The sequence below is a fragment of the Collimonas sp. GW821-FHT02H07 genome, from assembly GCF_059421505.1.
Genome location: NZ_JBWKVC010000002.1, coordinates 532,106 through 551,391, shown reverse-complemented (window position 1 = coordinate 551,391; position 19,286 = coordinate 532,106). Strand labels below are relative to the sequence as shown.

The following is a 19,286-nucleotide window of genomic DNA, read 5'->3' as shown; positions in this document are numbered from 1 at the left end:
ATTATCTACTCGAATTAGTCTGAAAATTTACCCAGACTTGTCCGAATAGAGCAACGTTACAACATAAAAAACGCTTCGCATAGCGGTTTTTGCGAATTCTTAAAACGGCAGCTACAGCCCTTGATCCCCCGGCATGAGCAAACATCACACCCTAGACAAAGTCGACCGCAAGCTGCTCAATTTGTTGCAACGCGACAATCAAATGCCGACCCGTACCCTGGCCGACAAAGCGCACATTTCCCAACCCACCTGCCTGCGCCGCCTGCGCGACCTGCGCGAGGCCGGCATCATCAGCGCCGACGTCTCGCTGGTCGATCCCTTCGCACTCGGCTACGGCATGCTGGCCTTCCTCGAAATCTCGCTCAACCACCAGTCCGACGAGCACATGCAGGAATTCGAACTGCGCATGAACAAGGAAGCCGAAGTCATGCAATGCTATTTCGTTTCCGGCGACTACGATTACTTCCTGGTGGTGCACGTGATCGACATGGATGCCTATTACCAGTTTGTGCGCCGGGTCATTTCAGGCTCCGGCAATGTTCGCCATTTCCAGTCGCGTTTTCCGATGAAGCGCGCCAAGTTCGTGACCCGGGTTGCCTTCGACGAAAAACCGGCGACGGTGGAAGTGCGCGCCGCCAGGTGACGCACTGCAACAGTGCGCCGGCTGCTTCCTGAATACAGTTGAGCAAAAACCGCGCCAAGTCTCTGGCGGGTGGCTGCAGCCTGCGAGCGGCGAAAAAAAAGACCGATGCTGGCGACAGCATCGGTCTTTTTCATTGTCTTGATACAGCCAGCGTGACAGCAATCACGCTTGCACGGGGCGTGGCAAAATCAATGGTTGCGGCGCTTGCCGCGGCATGCCGGTAAACGCGAAATCGACTTCCGGCCGGCGCCCCGAGACGATCTCGGCGATGGCGCGGCCGGAGCCGCAACCCATGGTCCAGCCGAGCGTGCCATGGCCGGTATTGAGGAACAGGTTGCTGATCTTGCTCTTGCCGATGTAGGGCACGTTGGATGGCGTCATCGGCCGCAGGCCGGTCCAGTAGACCGGATTGTCGTAGTCGCAGCCGTCCGGGAACAGCTCGCGCGTGCGGCGCGTGATTGCTTCGCAGCGGGTAGTGTTGAGCTCGCGCGTGTAGCCGTTCAGCTCGCAGGTGCCGGCCACGCGCAGGCGGTCGCCCAGGCGTGACACCACCAGCTTGTAGCCGTCGTCGGTCAGCGAGACGCTGGGCGCCGCGTCCGGATTGGTGATCTGGTAAGTGGCCGAATAGCCCTTGCCCGGATAGATCATCAGGTCGATGCCGAGCGGCTTCAGCAGCGGCGTCGAGAAGCTGCCCATGGCGACCACGAAAGCGTCGGCATGCAGCACTTCGTGACGGCCGTCGGCATTGATGATTTCGACGCCGGTGATCTTGGCGCCGGCGCCGCTGCCTTCGGTGATCAGGCGGGTGACGCTGGTGTTGTACTGGAAATTGACGCCGGCTTCGGCAGCCTTGGCGGCCAGGCCCGAAGTGAATTTATAGACGTCGCCGGATTCGTCGGTCGCGGTAAAGTCGCCGCCGACGATCTTGTCGCGGATGCGCGCCAGCGCCGGTTCGATCCTGACCACTTCATCGGCGCTGATCGAATCGCGCGGGCAGCCGAGGTCGCGCATCAGCTGGGCGGCTGGCAGCGAGATGTCGAATTCCTTTTGATCGGTATAGAAGTGCAGGATGCCGCGCGTCAGGCAATCGTAGTCGACGCCGGTGTCGGCGCGCACTGCCTGCAAGGTCTGGCGGCTGTATTCGCAGATGGCAACGATCTGGCGGATATTGTCATTGGTGCGCGCCGGCGTGCATTCGCGCAGGAAGTTGAGCGCCCATTTCCATTGCAGCCATTCCGGACGGAAGCGGTACAGCAGGGGCGCGTCTTCCTGTCCCAGCCATTTCAAGACCTTCAACGGCGCTTGCGGATTGGCCCAAGGCTCGGCATGCGACACCGAAATCTGGCAGCCGTTGGCAAAACTGGTTTCCTGGGCGGCGCCAGGCTGGCGTTCGATCACGGTGACATCGTGACCTTCCTTGTTCAGGAACCAAGCCGAAGAGGTTCCGATTACGCCAGCGCCCAATACAATTACTTTCATCTCATCTCCAAAAACCACCGTTTTTTAACCAGCTGCGCATTGCAAGAACAGCCTTTTCAATAGCGCTATTGTAAGAAAATCGGGATTTTTTAGGCGATCAAAATGAGGCTGAAAATTTTTACTTTTGACTACGTCTTAAGTATTTATGACTGAAAAACAAAAAATTGACGCTAAATGTTTGTTTTTTTCAATTTGACTAATTCCAGCGTCACCGCCCGGGAAATGACTTCATCCAGGGTTTGGTGCAAGCCCTCGCGGATTTGCGCCGCCATGCCTTCCACCGCGGTCTGCAAGACATCGGCCAGGCCGTCGCGGACACGCTGCTCGATGACGAAGTCGATGCGGTCTTGCAGCTGCTGCAGCACTTTTTCCCGGACCTCCGCCTCCAGCCGCTCCCAATCGTGCTGGCTGAGGATGGCTTCGCGCTGCGGCACAGGCAGTTCAAAATTCTCCGGATCGTCCGTCACGGCGACGGCTGCGGGCGCTGCGGCCGCTTTCGGCATGTCGATAATATCGGTCAAGGTCGGCAACGGAACAATGACCTCGGTCAACAAAGGGATATTCGCGTCAAGTTTTCCGGTGTTCATTGCAAGTTCCTTAACCTGGATTCAGGTTTATACATTTTCAGCGACAAAGTGCGTCAGCGGATAACCGCGTTGCTGGTAAAAGCGATAGCGCTCGCGGCCGGCGGCCTTGTCATCCTCGGCCAGGGAGACGATTTCAAACATTCTTTCAAAGCGGGCGAAATGCTGCGGCGTCTTGCCGGACAGGTTGATCAGCATCTGGTGATGCGGCCACTCAGTCTCCTCGTCGGCGGCCAGGATCACGGGGGTTTGCGCGGCGAGCGGGTCGCCGGCGCGCACGTGCGGCAGGAAGTCATGTTCCGAAAACGTCCACAGAGTGCGGTCCAGCGTCGCCAGTTCGTCACCGTTGGCGGTCAGGATGACGATCTGGCGTTGTGCTGTTCGGGCTTTGCGCACCAGTCGGCAGGTGTACAGAAATTTGTCCGAAATATTGGTGTGAAAGTCGATTTGCGTCATTGATATAGGCAGGTTGGTCAGGCCGCGCTTAAAAGCGGAACCCGGGCGGCGCATTGCCGGCTGCCGGCGCTACGTCGCCGTTGTTGGCGCCGGCGGCGGGAGCAGTGGTTTTGACGGCTGGACCGGCGCTAGGCGCGGCTGCAACCGGCGCCGTATTGCGGTAGGTTTTCGGCAAGCGGTTGGTTTCCGGATAGCCGGCTGCTGTCAGCGCGCTGCCCCAGTTGCTGGCGGCAAATCCACTTTGCTTGTCCCGGCCGATTGTCAATACCGGCAGCTGGTTATCGCTGACGATTTTGCGTAGCGCGGCAATATCTTCGTTGCTCTTGACGGTTTTCTCGCTGAAAGGGATGCCACGTTCCTTCAACATCTTGCGGCCGTCGTCGCAAGGGATGCATTTGTCCGAGCTATATAAAGTGACAGGATTGTTCTTGACCGCCTGCGCCAGTTCATACGGCAGGCCGTCGCTGTCGTCCACCGTGCCGCCGGTGACTTTTTTCTGCACCACATTGCCGCTGGCAGGCGGCGTATCGCTATAAGTGACCTTGCCGTCCGGACCGGTCGACTTGTACAGCTGGGCCTGCGCACTGGCCGCCAGCATCAGCAGAAAAAACGTTGCAGCGCTTCTGATCCCTATCGTGATACCTATCGTCATACCTTTTCCCCTTGTTTGATTTAAGAGCCTGGTTTGTATAGTTGCCATTAACTTGTACTGCGTTCTTCGGTTCAGGCGGCCATGCCGCTGTGCCGCAGCAAGGCGTCGATACTCGGTTCGCGGCCGCGGAAAGCCTTGAACGATTCCAGCGCCGGACGCGAACCGCCGACCGCCAGGATTTCGTCGCGGAATTTGCGGCCGGTTTCCGCCGACACTACATTGCCGCCCACCGCTGCTTCTTCAAAGGCGCTGTACGCATCGGCAGACAGCACCTCGGCCCATTTGTAGCTGTAGTAGCCGGCCGCATAGCCGCCGGCGAAGATATGGCCGAAGGAGTGCTGGAAACGGTTGAAAGACGGCGGTGTGATGACCGCGATCTGGCCGCGCACCTGGTCGATCACGTCCTGCACGCTCTGGCTGCCGTAGGGATCGTAATCGTCGTGCAGGCGCATGTCGAACAGCGAGAACTCGACCTGGCGCAAGGCTTGCAGGCCGGACTGGAAATTCTTGGCGGCGATCATCTTGTCGAACAGATCGCGCGGCAGCGGCTCGCCGGATATTGCCTCGGCGGTCATGTGCTGCAGGACATCCCACTCCCAGCAGAAATTCTCCATGAACTGCGAAGGCAGTTCGACCGCATCCCATTCCACCCCGGAAATGCCGGAGACGCCGATCTCGTCGACCTGGGTCAGCATGTGATGCAAGCCGTGGCCGAACTCGTGGAACAGGGTGATCACTTCGTCATGCGTGAACAGGGCCGGCTTGCTGACGCCATCGACCACGGCCGGCGCGGTGAAATTGCAGGTCAGGTAAGCGATCGGGGTTTGCACTTCATTGCCGAGACGGCGCCGCGCCCGCGCGTCGTCCATCCAGGCGCCGCCGCGCTTGCCGTTGCGCGCGTACAAATCGAGATAGAACTGGCCGATCAGCTTGCCGTCTTTTTCGATCCGGAAAAATTTGACGTCCGGATGCCAGACTGCGGCCTGGTCGGCGCTGATGTCGACCGAGAACAGCTTCTGCACCAGCTGGAACAAACCCTCGACCACGGTCGGCTCAGGAAAATACTGTTTCACTTCCTGCTCGGAAAACGCATAGCGCTGCTCGCGCAGTTTTTCCGCGGCATACGCCAGGTCCCAGGCTTCCAGCGTGGCCAGGCCGAGCTGCTCGGCGGCGAAGGCGCGCAGTTCCAGCAGATCCTGCTCGGCAAACGGCCGGGCGCGCCGGCCCAGGTCTTCCAGGAACTTGATCACCTCTTGTGGCGTGTCGGCCATCTTCGGCACCAGCGACAGTTCGGCGTAGTTCTTGAAATCCAGCAGCTTGGCTTCTTCATTGCGCAGGCGCAGGATGTCGACGATGTTGGCGCTGTTGTCCCATTCCGGCTTTTCGCCCAGCTCGGAAGCCTTGGTGGCGTTGGCGCGATACATTTTTTCGCGCAGGGCGCGGTTGTCGGCGTATTGCAGGATCGGAAAATAGGAAGGGAAGTGCAGCGTGAATTTATAGCCCGGCTTGCCATCCTGTTCGGCGGCGGCGCGCGCGGCCTGGCGCACGTCCTCCGGCAAGCCGGCCAGCTCGGCTTCGTCGGTGATGAACAAGCCGTAGGCGTTGGTGGCGTCCAGGATGTTTTCCGAGAAGCGGGTGGTCAGCGCCGCGTGCTTTTCCTGGATTTCGGCAAAACGGCTTTTCTTGGCGGCCGTCAGTTCGGCGCCGCCCAGGCGGAAATCGCGCAGGGCGTTGTTGACGATCTTGCGGCGCGCCGCCGACAGCTCGGCGAAATCGAGATTGTTCTTGATCGCCTTGTATTTGCTGAACAGCGCCAGGTTCTGCGCCAGCGCGGTCCAGAATTCGATCAGCTTGGGCTGGTTTTCGTTATAGGCGGCGCGCAGTTCCGGCGTGTCCGCTACCGCATTCAAATGGCTGACGATGCCCCAGGCGCGGCCGAGCTTTTCCGTCACGTGCTCCAGCGGCAGGACGAAATTGTCCCAGGTGGCGGCATCGGTGGCTGCTTCCAGCAGGCTGACCACGGTCTGCGCTTGCTGCAGCAGCGCGGCGATCGCCGGCGTGATGTGGGCCGGCGTGATCTGGTCGAACTTGGCCAGGCCGCTAAAGTCGAGCAGGGGATTGCTGGCGTTGATGGCGGTAGAGGTCATTGCAGTTACATTCTTTCTGCGGCTTCAATGGTATTGACCAGCAACATGGTGATGGTCATCGGCCCGACGCCGCCCGGCACCGGGGTGATGTAGCCCGCGACTTCCTTGGCGTTGGCAAAGTCGACATCGCCGCACAGCTTGCCGTTGTCGTCGCGGTTCATGCCGACGTCGATCACGGCGGCTCCCGGCTTGACCATGTCGGCGGTGACGATATTGCGCTTGCCGGTGGCGACCACCAGGATGTCGGCCATGCGGGTATGCAGGCCGAGGTCGCGGGTCTTGGAATTACAGATAGTGACCGTGGCGCCGGCTTGCAACAGCAGCATGGCTTGCGGCTTGCCGACGATGTTGGAGGCGCCGACGATGACTGCATGTGCGCCGCGCACCGGGAAATTCACCGATTCCAGCATCTTCATCACGCCGTAAGGTGTGCAAGGACGGAACAGCGGCTGGCCGGTCATCAGCAGGCCGGCATTACTGATATGGAAGCCGTCGACATCCTTTTCCGGAGCGATGGCTTCGATCACCTTGTGGGCGTCGATATGCGCCGGCAGCGGCAGCTGCACCAGGATGCCGTTGATCTTCGGATCGGCGTTCAAGGCGTCGATGCGCGCCAGCAAGGCCGCTTCAGTGAGGTCGGCGTCGTATTTTTCCAGCACCGAGTGCAAGCCATTGTCTTCGCACGCCTTGACCTTGTTGCGCACATACACCTGCGAGGCCGGGCTGTCGCCGACCAGGATCACGGCCAGCCCGGGCTGCTTGCCCTGGGCCGTCAGCGCGGCGGCGCGCCTGGCGACATCGGCGCGGAGTTGTTGGGAGAGGAGGTTTCCGTCGATCAGTTGGGCTGGCATAGTGAGGGCTATTGAAAATTGAAAGCAAAGCAGGATTATAAGGGGTGTGCGCGCTGAAGACTGCGTCTGCAGCGTGTTACTTTGCGGAAACTTATCGATTATGGCGAATTAGTTCTCGCCGATTCCTGTAAATCCATCGGAAATTGTGCCTTTGATAAAATAAGGCGTGGCCAAATGTGTTTTTCGAGCAGCTGGCCGATCGTAAATTGCGGTCTGGCCGGCATCCAACGCGTTCTTTCATTTTCGGCTATTCTCGCCTTCTACGATATCTGTATGCCACCGACTGCGGCTGTCACCATGCAACCAGCAAATCCATGGCCGGAGCTGATAAATTTAAAAAGAGGGATGCTGAATTGACCGATCATTACACTCGCCGGCTGGCGCTGCTAGGGCAAGAGCAGCACCGCGGCTTGCTAGGCCAGGGCCTGCGCGGCATCGAAAGAGAAACCTTGCGCGTCAACGTCGATGGCCGCCTGGCCCTGACGCCGCACCCGCGCGCGCTCGGTTCGGCGCTGACCCAGCCGCAGATCACCACCGACTATTCGGAGTCGCTGCTGGAGTTCATCACCCCGGCCGAGCATGATATTGCGACGGCCCTGAGCGAGCTCGACACCATCCATCGCTTCGTCTACAGCAAGCTGGGCGACGAACTGCTGTGGAGCCAGTCGATGCCGGCCCACCTGCCGGCCGAAGAACTGATCCCGATTGCCTGGTACGGAACCTCGCACATGGGGACCTTGAAGCACGTCTACCGGCGCGGCCTGGCGCTGCGCTACGGCAAGCGCATGCAGTGCATCGCCGGCATCCATTACAACTACTCGCTGGCCGAAGGCGTGTGGCAAACCTTGCAACAGGCCGAAGGCGCCGGCGGCACGGCCATGCACTTCCAGTCGGAAAGCTATATCGCGCTGGTGCGCAACTTCCGCCGCTACAGCTGGCTGCTGATGTACCTGTTCGGCGCCTCGCCGGCCCTGTCCAAGTGTTTCCTGGACGGCCGCGACCATCGCCTCGAAGAGCTGGACAAGGACACCCTCTACCTGCCGTACGCCACCAGCCTGCGCATGAGCGATCTTGGCTACACCAGCGAAGCCCAGGCCCGCCTGACGCCACAGTTCAACAGCCTCGACAGCTATATCAAGAGCCTGGCGCGCGCGGTCAGCCAGCCTTATCCGCCGTATGCCGAGATCGGCACCCACCGCAACGGCGAATGGGTGCAGATCAACACCAACATCCTGCAAATCGAAAACGAGTACTACTCGACCATCCGGCCGAAACGCGTGATCAATTCCGGCGAACGGCCGATCCAGGCGCTGTCGGCGCGCGGCGTGCAATATATAGAAGTGCGCTGCATGGACATCGACCCTTTCGAGCCGATGGGCATCAACCTGGAAACCTCGCGTTTCCTCGATGCCTTCCTGCTGTTCTGCGCGCTCGACGACAGTCCGCTGACCAGCGACGAGGAAAGCCTGGAAAACACCGAGAACTTCGCGCGCGCGGTGAAAGAAGGACGCCGTCCCGGTCTGCAACTGCGGCGCGACGGCAATCCGGTCGGCCTGCAGAGCTGGGGCAAGGAACTGCTGGAGCGGATTAGCGCAGCGGCGGATTTACTCGATGCCCAGCGCAGCGACGGCGCCCATGCGGCATCGCTGGCAAAGCAAAGCCTCAAGCTGGACCAGGTGGAACTGACGCCGTCGGCGAAGGTTTTGGCGATCCTGCGCGATAACAAAGAATCGTTCGGCAGCTTCGCCCTGCGCCTGAGCAAAGAGCATGCGGCGCATTTCCTGGCAAATCCGCCCAGCCCGGAAGAGCGTAGTTATTATGAAACGATGGCGGCGACGTCCTTGGCCGAGCAGGAAAGCCTGGAGCGCAGCCAGACCGGGGATTTCGATACCTTTGTCGCGGCTTACCGGGCCAGCACGCTGGGCAATATGAGTGTTTAGGAAACAATCAGCTCGTCTTCCTGGCGCCGGCGGCTTAAACCGTCGGCTGAGTTTCGCCGGTTGACGAACGGATTGCAGGCGTCGAACCTTGCCGCATGACGCTCTTGCCCGCTCTGGCCAAGGACGATTTCTCAGACAATTGCCGGCGTGCTTCATGCAATGCCTGCGACACTGCTTCCGAGCCGAAGACCAGTCCTTGCAGCGGGAAAAAATGCACATCGCTGATGCCGATCGATGCCAGCGCATAGCGCAAGTAGGGTGTCAGGAAATCAGTCTGCTTCGCTCGCCCACCTGCAAAAAATCCGCCGGAGCTGACCAGTACAAAGGTCGGACGGTCCTTCATCAGTCCGACCTTGCCGTGCGGCGTCGCCTGGAAACTGCGATGGATGCGGATCACATGATCGATCCACAATTTGAGCGCGGCGGGTACGGTGAAGTTGTGCATCGGTGTGACGATGAACAGCATATCGTGTTGTTCCAGCTCGACGATCAGGCGTTCCGACCATTCGAATTCTTTTACTTCAGGAGCCGTTTGCGAAGTGAGGGCAATTGCGTAGTCGCGCCCGATTGGCGGGATGGGCGACTTCACCAGGTCGCGTTCGGTGATCTGTACGTTGTCGATGCCCGATGCGGCAATCGCTTCCACTGCAAGGCGATAACCATGGCTCGCATCGCTGTGCGGGCCGCTGTTCAATAGCAAAATGCGTGTCATGTGCTTGATTCCTGTTCCAGTGATTCGACGAAATGCATGCCTTTTGCAAGCAGGCCCTGGCGGAAGTAAAAGCGTTGCGCCAACGCCATGTGCAAGCCTGTATCCAGCACAAAATGCCTGCAGTTCAAGGCAGCGGCCTGTTGCCGCGCGGCTTGCAACAGACGTTCGCCGAAGCCCGAGCGATGCAGCGTAGCGCTTACCACCAGGTCATCGACGTACACGAAACGGCCGTATAGCAAATTGTCTTGCAACCGATAGCCGGCAAGCCCGACGATTACGCCATCGCGCCAGGCCCCAAGCAAGCGGTATCCCTGCGTGCGTTGCCGCGCTACCCGCTCCTTGTATGCTGCGCAATCGCTCAGATGCGGCCGCAATTGCTTCATCACCGGGAACGACGCTGCCAGATCGGCGTCGCTTTCTATGTGTTTTATCTCTATCTGGGACTGCATGCATTTCTCCAAAAACTATGGGCGGAGGACTTGCGGGCTGCATTGCCGAAACCGCCGGCAACTACGACGGCATCTTGCGGAACGCGATGGCAAAGCGATTCCAGCTGTTGATCGACGTGACGAGCAATGTCAGTTCAACCAGTTCGGCATCGGTGAAATGTGGGCGGACTGTCTCCCACACGGCATCCGGCACGTGGTTTTGCGAGACCAGCGTCAGCGATTCGGTCCATTCCAGTGCGGCGCGCTCGCGTTCGCTGAAGAACGGGGTTTCGCGCCATGCAGCGACGGTAGCCATGCGGCGTTCGGATTCGCCGGCTTTGCGGGCGTCGGTCACATGCATGTCGAGGCAGAATGCGCAGCCGTTGATTTGCGATGCGCGCAGGCGGACAAGTTCCTTCAGCAGGATGTCCAGCGTGCCTTTGCTGATGTGATTTTCAACACCCATCAGTGCCTTGACGGCGTCTTTGTCGGCGTTGAAGAAATCGAGGCGGGTTTGCATTTGAAACTCCTTGGCTAGGTAAATCGAAGTGAACGAGCGGGCATTGCTTGAGGCGTAGTATGCGAAAATCATGGCCGCATTAGAAGGGCCAAGAAATAACAAAAGGACTAGTCCATGAAAACCCCTGACCTGGATCTGCACATCGATCGCGCGCTGGAATTACCCATGTACCTGCAGATATGCCAGCGTTTCAAGACGGCTATCGAGCAAGGAAACCTGCATGCGGGGGATCGCGTGCCGGCGGTACGGGCGCTGGCGGCCGAACTGAACTTGGCGCGCGGTACGGTGGAAATGGCTTATCGCATCCTGGCGGACGAGGGATATCTGCAGATCAGGGGCGCGGCCGGCACAGTGGTTTCGCCGTCTTTGCCGCCGCCAGCCGTCCTCAAACCGCAGGTAGTCATGGCCGGACAAGCGCAGGCAATCATCGTCGATCACGACGGCAAGGCGCCGAAGCCGCTGCAGATGGGCTTGCCTGCACTCGATGCATTTCCGCGCAAGGTGTGGAACCGGCTGGTCGGCCATCGCCTGCGCAGCAGCGAACCGGCAAGACTGGCCTATCCCGACCCCGCCGGTTATGACCGTTTGCGTGAAAAAATTGCCACTTATCTGGGCGTCTCGCGCGGTGTGACCTGCCTGCCGGAACAGGTGTTCATCACGACCGGCTTGCGCAACACGCTTGAACTGACGTTAAGCAGCCTTGCGGCTGTCGGCGATGCGTTCTGGTTCGAAGATCCCGGCTATATTTTTGCACGCCTGTTTCTGCAAAATGCCGCGGTCAAGATCGTGCCGGTGCCGGTAGACGAAAATGGATTGATGGTGGAAGAAGGCAAGCGGCGCAGTCCGCATGCAAAATTCGCGATGGTCACGCCGTCGCACCAGAGTCCGCTTGGGGCGACGTTATCGCTGGAACGCCGGCTGGCGCTTCTGGAATGGGCCAGCAAAGCCGGCAGCTGGATTATCGAAGACGACTACGACAGCGAGTTTCGCTATCAGGGACGGCCGCTGCCGGCGCTGAAAAGCCTGGATCGCAATGATCGCGTCATTTACAGCGGCACTTTCAGCAAGGCGATGTTTCCGGGGCTAAGGCTGGCTTATGCCGTCGCACCGGTCAGTGCGGTTGCACGCTTTCAGGCAGCTTCCTATAACCTGAACGCAGGCTGCCCATACCTGTTTCAGGCAGGCGTTGCCGATTTTATCGCCGAAGGTCATTTCTCAAGGCATCTGAAAAAGATGCGCCAATTGTACGCAGAACGTCGTACGGTGACGTCACGCGTTTTCCAGGAAATATTGGGCGATCGCATACGGATCGATTTGCAGCCGGGCGGCTTGCACATACTGGCGAAACTGGCTGAGCACGAAGACGATGTCATGCTGGCGGGTCGCGCACGAACTGCCGGCCTGGCCCCGCATCCTTTGTCGCGCTGGTACATTGATGCAAAGCCGCGGCAGGGATTGTTGCTGGGCTTTGCCAATGTCATCGATGAGAAGGATGCGATACGCCTGGCGCTGAAACTCAAACAAGCATTGGCATAGCGCCGCGCTGGGGCCATGGCCTGTAACGAGATGCTTGCCGATACAGAGCTTAGCTCGGGGACCTTGGTGGCCGATAGCATTTACCGGTGATTGGCAGCATCCGGCTGTGGATTCAACCGGTGGGCGCAGCGTTTGAAGAAACCATCGATAAATTGCACGGCACCGGCGCGGCGGCGGATAATAGCGCCTACCTCATTTTTAGAATTGCCCCATGGAAATTAAAGTCAACTTTCTCGATAAGCTACGTCTTGAGGCCAAGTTCGATGACTTCACGGTTGTGGCTGACCAGCCTATCCGTTATAAGGGCGATGGTTCGGCGCCTGGTCCCTTCGACTATTTTCTGGCCTCATCGGCCTTGTGCGCGGCTTACTTTGTGAAGTTGTATTGTGTAACGCGCAATATTCCTACTGAAAATATCCGCCTGTCGCAGAATAATATTGTTGATCCGGAAAACCGTTACCAGCAGATTTTCAAGATTCAGGTCGAGTTGCCGGCGGATATCTCTGCCAAAGACCGCCAGGGTATTTTGCGCTCTATCGAGCGTTGTACGGTGAAAAAAGTGGTGCAAGCCGGACCCGAGTTTGTCATTGAAGAGGTAGAGAACCTGGATGCCGATGCGCAGTCGCTGCTGACGTTGAAGCCGGCTACTGACGTCAGCACCTATATTGCGGGCAAGGATCTGCCGCTGGAGCAAACCATCGCCAACATGTCGGGCGTGTTGGCGAACCTGGGCATCAAGATTGAAATCGCTTCGTGGCGCAATCTTGTTCCCAATGTGTGGTCGCTGCATATCCGCGATGCGCACTCGCCGATGTGTTTCACCAATGGCAAGGGAGCGACCAAGGAAAGCGCGTTGGCGTCGGCGCTGGGAGAGTATATCGAGCGGCTCAATAACAACCATTTCTACGCCGGCACGTTTTGGGGCGAAGACATCGCCAATGCGGCGTTTGTCCATTACCCGAACGAGCGCTGGTTCAAGCCTGGCCCTAAAGATGCGCTGCCGGCTGAAATCCTGGATGCGTACTGCCTGCCAATTTACAATCCCGACGGCGATTTATTTGGCTCGCATCTGGTCGACACCAACTCCGGCAATGTGCAGCGCGGCATCTGTTCGCTGCCGTATGTGCGGCAGTCGGACGGCGAGGTGGTGTACTTTCCATCCAACCTGGTCGAAAACCTCTACGTCAGCAATGGCATGAGTGCCGGCAACACGCTGGCCGAAGCGCAGGTGCAATGCCTGTCGGAAATTTTCGAGCGGGCGGTAAAACGCGAAATACTGGAAGGTGAAATCGCATTGCCTGATGTACCGCAGGAAGTGCTGGCGAAATTCCCTGGCATTCTGGCCGGCATTCAGGGCTTGGAAGAGCAAGGCTTTCCGGTGCTGGTGAAGGATGCATCGCTGGGAGGGGTGTACCCAGTGATGTGCGTCACCTTGATGAATCCGCGCACCGGCGGCGTGTTTGCCTCGTTCGGCGCGCACCCAAGCCTGGAGGTGGCGCTGGAGCGTAGCCTGACGGAATTGCTGCAAGGGCGCAGTTTTGAAGGCCTCAACGAATTGCCCCGGCCCACCTTTGCCACCGAGGCTGTGACTGAACCGAATAACTTTGTCGAACACTTCATCGATTCCAGCGGTATTGTGTCATGGCGCTTTTTCAGCGCCAAAGCGGATTTCGATTTTGTCGAATGGGATTTTTCCGGCCAGGGCGAGAACTCCAATGCCGACGAAGCCGCGACCTTGTTCGGCATTCTCGAAGACATGGGCAAAGAGGCGTACATGGCGACGTATGACAATCTAGGCGCCATCGCCTGCCGCATTCTGGTGCCCGGCTATTCGGAAATTTACCCGATAGAGGATTTGATCTGGGATAACACCAACAAGGCGTTGTTGTTCCGCGCCGATATCTTGAATCTGCATCGCCTGGACGATGCCAGCCTGGAAGCGCTGCTTGAGCGTCTGGATAACAATGAGCTCGATGACTATTCCGACATCGCCACATTGATCGGTATCGAATTTGACGAGAATACGGACTGGGGGCAACTGACAGTTCTCGAGTTGAAGCTGCTGATTCATCTCGCCTTGCAGCAATTTGAGGAGGCGCATGAGATGGTGGGAGCCTTCCTGCAGTACAACGACAACACGGTCGAGCGCGGCTTGTTTTATCAGGCCTTGAATGTGGTGCTGGAGGTGCTGCTGGATGACGACCTGGAACTGGACGACTACGTGGTCAATTTCCGCCGGATGTTTGGCGACGCTCGGATGGACGCGGTCATGGGGTCGGTGGACGGCAGCGTGCGCTTCTTCGGGTTAACGCCAGCGAGCATGAAGCTGGAGGGTCTCGATAGGCACCAGCGCCTGATCGACAGCTACAAGAAATTGCATAAGGCGCGGGCCAATGCGGCAGCTACAGCCGGTTAGGGAAGCGAGTCGTGGCTGGATGCGCTGGTCGGCCAGAAGCCTTGCAGTTATTGCGCATCGGCATGTTCTGATAATTTCAATAATCCCGACTGGCAGCGTGGTGTATAACTATTCTATTAGGTGTCACGACGCGTGTGACGAGTAGGGCCGGCGAGTGTGGTGCTCGCCGGGAAATTATTCTGAGGAGAGTGCTATGCCAAAGTACGTTATTGAGCGTGATATTCCCGGGGCCGGGAAGTTATCAGAGCAAGAACTCCGAGCCATTTCGCAGAAGTCGTGCGGCGTGCTAAGCGAGATGGGACCGCAAATTCAATGGCTGCAAAGTTATGTTACTGGCGACAAGATCTACTGCGTTTACATCGCGGCGAATGAAGAGCTGGTTCGGGAACATGCCCAGCAAGGGGGCTTCCCGGCAAACCGTGTCTCCGAAGTCACCTCGGTAATTGACCCGACTACGGCGGAGTAACAGGCCCTAGCAAGGTGCTTCAGCCGCCGTCCCTTCCTCAGCTTAGCTCCGGCAGGGCCGCGGCTGATTTTGCGCGTTAGATGGCCGCTTAGGAGGAAATTGACCGTCCGGTTTCCGACAGCGGACCGTCGCTGACAATTTGCGACTTTAAAACAATTCCTTCTGCCCACCTACCAGCGCGGCAAAATTATCATCCAGAAACGGTAATATCGCATCCGCCAGCGGCTGCAGCTGCCGGCTCAGGTAATGGTCGTAATCAATCGCCGAGCGCTGCGTTTCCAGCGGCTCCGGGCCGGCTGTCGTCATCACGTAGCTGATCCAGCCGCCGTTCTGATATTGCAGCGGCCGGCCTTGCGCACGGTTGAATTCGTCAGCCATGCGGGCGGCGCGTACGTGCGGCGGCACGTTGCGCTGGTAGGCTTCCAGCGGCCGCCGCAACCGTTTGCGGTAGACCAGCAAGTCGTCGAATTCTCCGGCCAGCGTGCGGCTGACGTAGTCGCGCACATAAGCCTGGTAGGGTTCACGCTTGAAGATGTGCTGGTACAGCTGCTGCTGGAATTGCTTGGCCAGCGGCGTCCAGTCTGAGCGGACCGTCTCCAATCCCTTGTACACCATCTCTTCCGCGCCGTCGGCATTGACGATCAGGCCGGCGTAGCGCTTCTTGCTGCCCAGCTCGGTGCCGCGGATGGTCGGCATCAGGAAACGGTGGTAGTGGGTGTCGAACTCCAGTTCCAGCGCGGATTCGAGCCCCAGGGTTTGCTGCAGATGCTGGCGCCACCAGTCGTTGACGTCTTGCGCCAGCGCATTGCCGATCTGCGTCGCTTGCTGCTCCGTATGCGGCTGTTTCAGCCAGACGAAAGTGGAATCGGTGTCGCCGTAGATCACCTGGTAGCCCTTGGCTTCGATCAGCTCGCGCGTCTTGTGCATGATTTCATGGCCGCGCATGGTGATCGACGACGCCAGGCGCGGATCGAAGAAGCGGCAGCCGGTCGATCCCAGCACGCCGCAGAAGGCGTTCATGATGATCTTCAGGGCTTGCGACAGCGGCTGGTTGCGCTGGCGCTTGGCGCTTTCACGGCCTTGCCAGATCTGGCTGACGATGGCCGGCAGGCTGTGTTTGCTGCGCGAGAAGCGGGCGCCGCGGAAGCCCGGCACGGAATCCTGGCCGGCGGGATGGCGCATGCCTTCGATCAGTCCGACCGGATCGATCAGGAAGGTACGGATGATCGAGGGGTAAAGACTTTTGTAATCCAGCACCAGCACTGAATCGTACAGGCCCGATTGCGAATCCATCACAAAGCCGCCGGGACTGGATGCGTCCGCGATCTCACCGAGGTTGGGCGCGACATAGCCCTGGCGGTGCATATGCGGCAGATACAGATGGCCGAAGGCGGCCACCGAACCGCCGCTGCGGTCGGCCGGCAAGCCGGTGACGGCGGCGCGCTCCAGCAGGAAGGGCAGCAGCTCGGTCTTGGCGAAGATGCGCGTCACCAGCTCGCAGTCTTTCAGGTTGTAGGTCGCCAGCGCCGGCTTGTCTTCGGCGAAACGGCGGTCGATTTCCGCCATGCGCTGATAGGGATTGGTGATGGACTTGCCTTCACCCAGCAAGTCCTGGGCGACATACTCCAGGCTGAAGGAGGGGAAATTCCACATCGCCGATTTCAGCGCTTCGATGCCATCAATCAGCAGACGGCCGGCGGCCGAGGCGAAATGGTGGTTCGGCTTGAAACCGTGTTCGCGCCACTCCATCTGGCTGCCGCCGCGGCCGATGCGCAACGGTATCTTGTATTGCTCTGCATGCTTTTGCAGCACGCGCAGATCGAACTGCACCAGGTTCCAGCCGATGATGGCGTCGGGGTCGTGCCGCTCCAGCCATTGATTCAGTTTCTCCAGAAGGAGAGGGCGGCTGTCGCAGTATTCGAGGTCGAAGTCGATCCCGCTGGCGTCGCCATTCGGCGGGCCCAGCATATACACCTGGCGCTGACCGCAACCTTCCAGGGCGATCGAATACAGGTCGCCGTGCGCGGTCGTTTCGATATCGAGCGACAGCAGCTTCAGCTGCGGACGATAGTCGGCCGCGGGTTTCATATAGCTATTGAGCATGGGACCGTTGGCATTCGCCTCGCCGGCGAACCACACTGGCGCCGTGATGAAGCGTTCCATCAGATAGCGTTCCGGCGGGCGGATATCCGCTTCGTAGACATCTACGCCAGCTTCCCTCAGCAGTTTCTCCAGCTTGATCAACTGGCGGTGCTGCTGCAAATACAGGCCCAGCACCGGACGGCAATGGAAGTCAGTCAGCTGCAGCGGGCGCAGCTCGCAGCGGCGTTCGTTGCGCAGCACGCTATCCGCCAGCTGCCGCTGCTCGGCCGGAATGAATGCCACCGACTCCTGCGCGGACAGGCGGATGTGCTGCGGACCGTCGTCGGTCGCCAGCCAGAACTCGACTTCCGTGCCAGTGGGGGTGTCGCGCCAGTGCCTGGTTAAGAGAAAACCTTGTTGTGCCACGCTACTACCTTTCGCTGCTACCTTTTTAACTGCTTATATTTATTGAGGCATCGGCGCGATGCGGGGATCATGTCTTGCAATAATACAAGTCCGATTATCCAAGATTTCACATGCGGTAGCACGCAAGGGGTGGCGGAAGTTTTTCCGGATTTTTTTAAAGGAATATTGGACCGCGGATTGCATGGTGCGACGTGTAATATATTCTGCGTCGATGTGCGGTTTGTTGGCAGCACATAGCTAATAACAATCGCATCGATAGTTTTAAATGTAATTTAGATTGCTTGCAATTTAATTTTGAGCGCTATATTATTCAAGCCATGGAAACCAGCAAACATCCTCTGCCGACTGCAAGCCTCCCGTCCGAGCTACTCGGTCCGGAAAGTCTGCTGCTGGACAACCAGCTGTGCTTTGCCCTGTATTCGGCATCGCTGACCATGACCAAGATTTACAAGCCGCTGCTGCAAAAGATGGGCTTGACCTATCCGCAGTATCTGGTGCTGCTGACCCTGTGGGAGCGCGATGAGGTCACCGTGTCGGCTCTGGGCGACCGGCTGTTCCTGGATTCCGGCACCTTGACGCCCTTGCTCAAGCGCCTGGAAGGCAGTGGTTTTTTGCGCCGTCAGCGGGCGGTGCATGATGAGCGCCAGGTAATTGTGAGCCTGACCGCGGCCGGTAGAGACTTGCGCAATGAAGCGCAGGCGATACCGCAGCATGTGAGCTGTAGTGTCGGTTGCTCGCTGGATGAAGTGAAAATGCTGACCAGGGAACTGCAACGCCTGCGCGCGGCAATGGCGGGTAATATCGAGTAAGTCGGATGGTCGAAGCATGTTATTTTATGAAATACATTGTTGGCAATGTAATTGTGTAATCTATATTATTGTTTTACGTTTTTCATTCTTGCGTCATCTAAGTGTTGTACTTTTTTATCCGGATCGTCAGTACGGCCGACTGGTCTGGTCCAAAGGATTTTTCAAACGGCCAATAAAGGAAATCATCATGTCAGTCGAAAAAGTTCTGTACCGCGCCCAAGCCACTGCAACCGGAGGCCGCGACGGCCGTGCTGTTTCATCCGATAACGTGCTGGACGTCAAATTGACCACCCCGAAGGAACTGGGCGGCGCCGGCGGCGTGGGCACCAATCCTGAACAACTGTTTGCAGCCGGCTATTCGGCCTGCTTCATCGGCGCCATGAAATTCGTCGCTGCGCAAGAGAAGATCCATCTGCCAGCCGATGTGGCGATCACCGGCCTGGTCGGCATCGGCCAGATTCCAGGCGGCTTCGGCATCGAAGTCGAACTGCGGATTTCCCTGCCAGGCATGGAAGCCGGCGCGGCGGAAGACCTGGTGAACAAGGCGCACAAGGTTTGCCCTTATTCCAACGCCACCCGCGGCAACATCGACGTTACCCTGACCCTGGTGTAACTGGAAAGGGCGAATGGCAGAGGTCATTCGCCCTGCATGGCAAATAAAGCTTATACGCCGGGGGTTTGCATTACTGCTGGCTGCGTCTTTGGCAGGCTGCTGCGATGTATTGGGCGGCCTGGTCGTTTTCCACGCCGGGCAGGTTTTGCAGCAGGCAAGCTTGATAGGTTCTTTCAGCGCTTTGCAGGAAGGCGCCTTCTTTGTACAGTTTGCGGCAGGCGTTGACAATCATGTCCGAGGCCTGGCCGGACTTGGCATCTCGCAGATACTGCAGCACGCATTCGTCATACTGCTGGCTATCGAACGCGATTGCCGGCGCCGCCGAAAACGCCATCATGGCTAAGAACACATAGGTCGAATATTTCATGGGCTGCTCGTCAGGCGCAAAGGTCGGGAAGCTCAGAGTATACATATCGGGCAGCCGAACACGACTGCAACATGATGAATTTTTCATGAAGAGCCTGAGCCGGGGCTGCGGCGTTTTCCCGAGCGGAGACTTGCGCAACAATGCGCCGGCGCCGGGTTT

18 protein-coding genes are annotated in these 19,286 nt (G+C 58.6%); 7 read left to right on the top strand and 11 right to left on the bottom strand.

The window, feature by feature from the left end; all coding sequences use genetic code 11:
- Positions 1-133: 133 nt before the first annotated feature.
- On the top strand, positions 134-643 hold the full coding sequence (locus tag AC07V8_RS05655; RefSeq protein ID WP_211443979.1) for an Lrp/AsnC family transcriptional regulator: 510 nt from the start codon (positions 134-136) through the stop codon (positions 641-643).
- Between the two features lie 162 nt (positions 644-805).
- Here the strand turns inward: AC07V8_RS05655 and AC07V8_RS05650 are convergent, their stop codons facing one another.
- From AC07V8_RS05650 to folD, 6 genes are all read right to left on the bottom strand, one after another.
- Positions 806-2,122, bottom strand: coding sequence for a D-amino acid dehydrogenase (locus AC07V8_RS05650; RefSeq protein ID WP_494677670.1), 1,317 nt, complete (start codon positions 2,120-2,122; stop codon positions 806-808).
- 170 nt (positions 2,123-2,292) lie between these two features.
- On the bottom strand, positions 2,293-2,709 hold the full coding sequence (locus AC07V8_RS05645) for a DUF2486 family protein (RefSeq protein WP_494677669.1): 417 nt from the start codon (positions 2,707-2,709) through the stop codon (positions 2,293-2,295).
- Between the two features lie 27 nt (positions 2,710-2,736).
- Positions 2,737-3,162: a DNA polymerase III subunit chi gene (locus AC07V8_RS05640; protein WP_098497531.1), complete on the bottom strand. Its 426-nt coding sequence runs from the start codon at positions 3,160-3,162 to the stop codon at positions 2,737-2,739.
- 28 nt (positions 3,163-3,190) lie between these two features.
- Positions 3,191-3,814: a glutaredoxin family protein gene (locus AC07V8_RS05635; RefSeq protein ID WP_494677668.1), complete on the bottom strand. Its 624-nt coding sequence runs from the start codon at positions 3,812-3,814 to the stop codon at positions 3,191-3,193.
- Between the two features lie 71 nt (positions 3,815-3,885).
- Positions 3,886-5,961 carry a M3 family metallopeptidase gene (locus tag AC07V8_RS05630; protein WP_494677667.1) on the bottom strand — a complete coding sequence of 692 codons (2,076 nt, stop codon included), beginning with the start codon at positions 5,959-5,961 and terminating at the stop codon, positions 3,886-3,888.
- 5 nt (positions 5,962-5,966) lie between these two features.
- A complete protein-coding gene (folD, locus tag AC07V8_RS05625) occupies positions 5,967-6,812 on the bottom strand; it encodes a bifunctional methylenetetrahydrofolate dehydrogenase/methenyltetrahydrofolate cyclohydrolase FolD (protein ID WP_494677666.1) in 846 nt (281 codons plus the stop codon).
- 353 nt (positions 6,813-7,165) lie between these two features.
- Here folD and gshA point away from each other — a divergent pair, with 353 nt between their 5' ends.
- Positions 7,166-8,752: a glutamate--cysteine ligase gene (gene gshA, locus AC07V8_RS05620; RefSeq protein ID WP_494677665.1), complete on the top strand. Its 1,587-nt coding sequence runs from the start codon at positions 7,166-7,168 to the stop codon at positions 8,750-8,752.
- Positions 8,753-8,786: 34 nt separating this feature from the next.
- Here gshA and AC07V8_RS05615 read toward each other — a convergent pair whose 3' ends face one another.
- The 3 genes from AC07V8_RS05615 to AC07V8_RS05605 form a co-directional block, all read right to left on the bottom strand.
- Complete coding sequence (locus tag AC07V8_RS05615) at positions 8,787-9,464, bottom strand: FMN-dependent NADH-azoreductase (RefSeq protein ID WP_494677664.1); 678 nt, start codon at positions 9,462-9,464, stop codon at positions 8,787-8,789.
- Entirely contained in the window at positions 9,461-9,913 is a 453-nt protein-coding gene (locus AC07V8_RS05610; RefSeq protein ID WP_494677663.1) for a GNAT family N-acetyltransferase, read from the bottom strand. The genes AC07V8_RS05615 and AC07V8_RS05610 overlap by 4 nt, the downstream gene beginning before the upstream one ends.
- A gap of 61 nt (positions 9,914-9,974) precedes the next feature.
- The gene (locus AC07V8_RS05605; protein WP_494677662.1) at positions 9,975-10,412 is read right to left on the bottom strand and encodes a carboxymuconolactone decarboxylase family protein; all 438 of its coding nucleotides are present in this window, start codon (positions 10,410-10,412) and stop codon (positions 9,975-9,977) included.
- A 114-nt stretch (positions 10,413-10,526) separates the two neighbouring features.
- On the opposite strand from AC07V8_RS05605, the gene pdxR reads away from it, so the two are divergent.
- The 3 genes from pdxR to AC07V8_RS05590 all read left to right on the top strand — a co-directional run bounded on the left by pdxR (position 10,527) and on the right by AC07V8_RS05590 (position 14,830).
- Positions 10,527-11,948, top strand: coding sequence for a MocR-like pyridoxine biosynthesis transcription factor PdxR (gene pdxR, locus AC07V8_RS05600; RefSeq protein WP_494677661.1), 1,422 nt, complete (start codon positions 10,527-10,529; stop codon positions 11,946-11,948).
- 211 nt (positions 11,949-12,159) lie between these two features.
- Positions 12,160-14,364 carry an OsmC domain/YcaO domain-containing protein gene (locus AC07V8_RS05595; protein WP_494677660.1) on the top strand — a complete coding sequence of 735 codons (2,205 nt, stop codon included), beginning with the start codon at positions 12,160-12,162 and terminating at the stop codon, positions 14,362-14,364.
- Positions 14,365-14,557: 193 nt separating this feature from the next.
- Positions 14,558-14,830: a DUF4242 domain-containing protein gene (locus AC07V8_RS05590; protein WP_494677659.1), complete on the top strand. Its 273-nt coding sequence runs from the start codon at positions 14,558-14,560 to the stop codon at positions 14,828-14,830.
- 147 nt (positions 14,831-14,977) lie between these two features.
- Here AC07V8_RS05590 and AC07V8_RS05585 read toward each other — a convergent pair whose 3' ends face one another.
- A complete protein-coding gene (locus tag AC07V8_RS05585) occupies positions 14,978-17,338 on the bottom strand; it encodes a DNA polymerase II (RefSeq protein ID WP_494677658.1) in 2,361 nt (786 codons plus the stop codon).
- Positions 17,339-17,655: 317 nt separating this feature from the next.
- On the opposite strand from AC07V8_RS05585, the gene AC07V8_RS05580 reads away from it, so the two are divergent.
- Both AC07V8_RS05580 and AC07V8_RS05575 read left to right on the top strand, forming a co-directional pair.
- Positions 17,656-18,147, top strand: a complete 492-nt coding sequence (locus tag AC07V8_RS05580) for a MarR family winged helix-turn-helix transcriptional regulator (RefSeq protein ID WP_494677657.1) — start codon at positions 17,656-17,658, stop codon at positions 18,145-18,147.
- Positions 18,148-18,334: 187 nt separating this feature from the next.
- Complete coding sequence (locus AC07V8_RS05575) at positions 18,335-18,760, top strand: organic hydroperoxide resistance protein (RefSeq protein ID WP_494677656.1); 426 nt, start codon at positions 18,335-18,337, stop codon at positions 18,758-18,760.
- A 70-nt stretch (positions 18,761-18,830) separates the two neighbouring features.
- On the opposite strand, the gene AC07V8_RS05570 is transcribed toward AC07V8_RS05575, so the two are convergent.
- A complete protein-coding gene (locus tag AC07V8_RS05570; RefSeq protein WP_494721451.1) occupies positions 18,831-19,265 on the bottom strand; it encodes a VF_A0006 family four-cysteine protein in 435 nt (144 codons plus the stop codon).
- Between the last annotated feature and the right edge of the window lie 21 nt (positions 19,266-19,286).

Bases quoted from the DNA above. Each gene is read 5' to 3' on its own strand.
- AC07V8_RS05650 (WP_494677670.1), bottom strand. From the start codon at position 2,122: ATGAAAGTAATTGTATTGGGCGCTGGCGTAATCGGAACCTCTTCGGCT.
- AC07V8_RS05580 (WP_494677657.1), top strand. From the start codon at position 17,656: ATGGAAACCAGCAAACATCCTCTGCCGACTGCAAGCCTCCCGTCCGAG.
- AC07V8_RS05595 (WP_494677660.1), top strand. From the start codon at position 12,160: ATGGAAATTAAAGTCAACTTTCTCGATAAGCTACGTCTTGAGGCCAAG.
- AC07V8_RS05610 (WP_494677663.1), bottom strand. From the start codon at position 9,913: ATGCAGTCCCAGATAGAGATAAAACACATAGAAAGCGACGCCGATCTG.
- AC07V8_RS05575 (WP_494677656.1), top strand. From the start codon at position 18,335: ATGTCAGTCGAAAAAGTTCTGTACCGCGCCCAAGCCACTGCAACCGGA.
- AC07V8_RS05605 (WP_494677662.1), bottom strand. From the start codon at position 10,412: ATGCAAACCCGCCTCGATTTCTTCAACGCCGACAAAGACGCCGTCAAG.
- AC07V8_RS05615 (WP_494677664.1), bottom strand. From the start codon at position 9,464: ATGACACGCATTTTGCTATTGAACAGCGGCCCGCACAGCGATGCGAGC.
- AC07V8_RS05635 (WP_494677668.1), bottom strand. From the start codon at position 3,814: ATGACGATAGGTATCACGATAGGGATCAGAAGCGCTGCAACGTTTTTT.
- AC07V8_RS05590 (WP_494677659.1), top strand. From the start codon at position 14,558: ATGCCAAAGTACGTTATTGAGCGTGATATTCCCGGGGCCGGGAAGTTA.
- AC07V8_RS05630 (WP_494677667.1), bottom strand. From the start codon at position 5,961: ATGACCTCTACCGCCATCAACGCCAGCAATCCCCTGCTCGACTTTAGC.
- AC07V8_RS05655 (WP_211443979.1), top strand. From the start codon at position 134: ATGAGCAAACATCACACCCTAGACAAAGTCGACCGCAAGCTGCTCAAT.
- AC07V8_RS05645 (WP_494677669.1), bottom strand. From the start codon at position 2,709: ATGAACACCGGAAAACTTGACGCGAATATCCCTTTGTTGACCGAGGTC.
- AC07V8_RS05640 (WP_098497531.1), bottom strand. From the start codon at position 3,162: ATGACGCAAATCGACTTTCACACCAATATTTCGGACAAATTTCTGTAC.
- folD (WP_494677666.1), bottom strand. From the start codon at position 6,812: ATGCCAGCCCAACTGATCGACGGAAACCTCCTCTCCCAACAACTCCGC.
- pdxR (WP_494677661.1), top strand. From the start codon at position 10,527: ATGAAAACCCCTGACCTGGATCTGCACATCGATCGCGCGCTGGAATTA.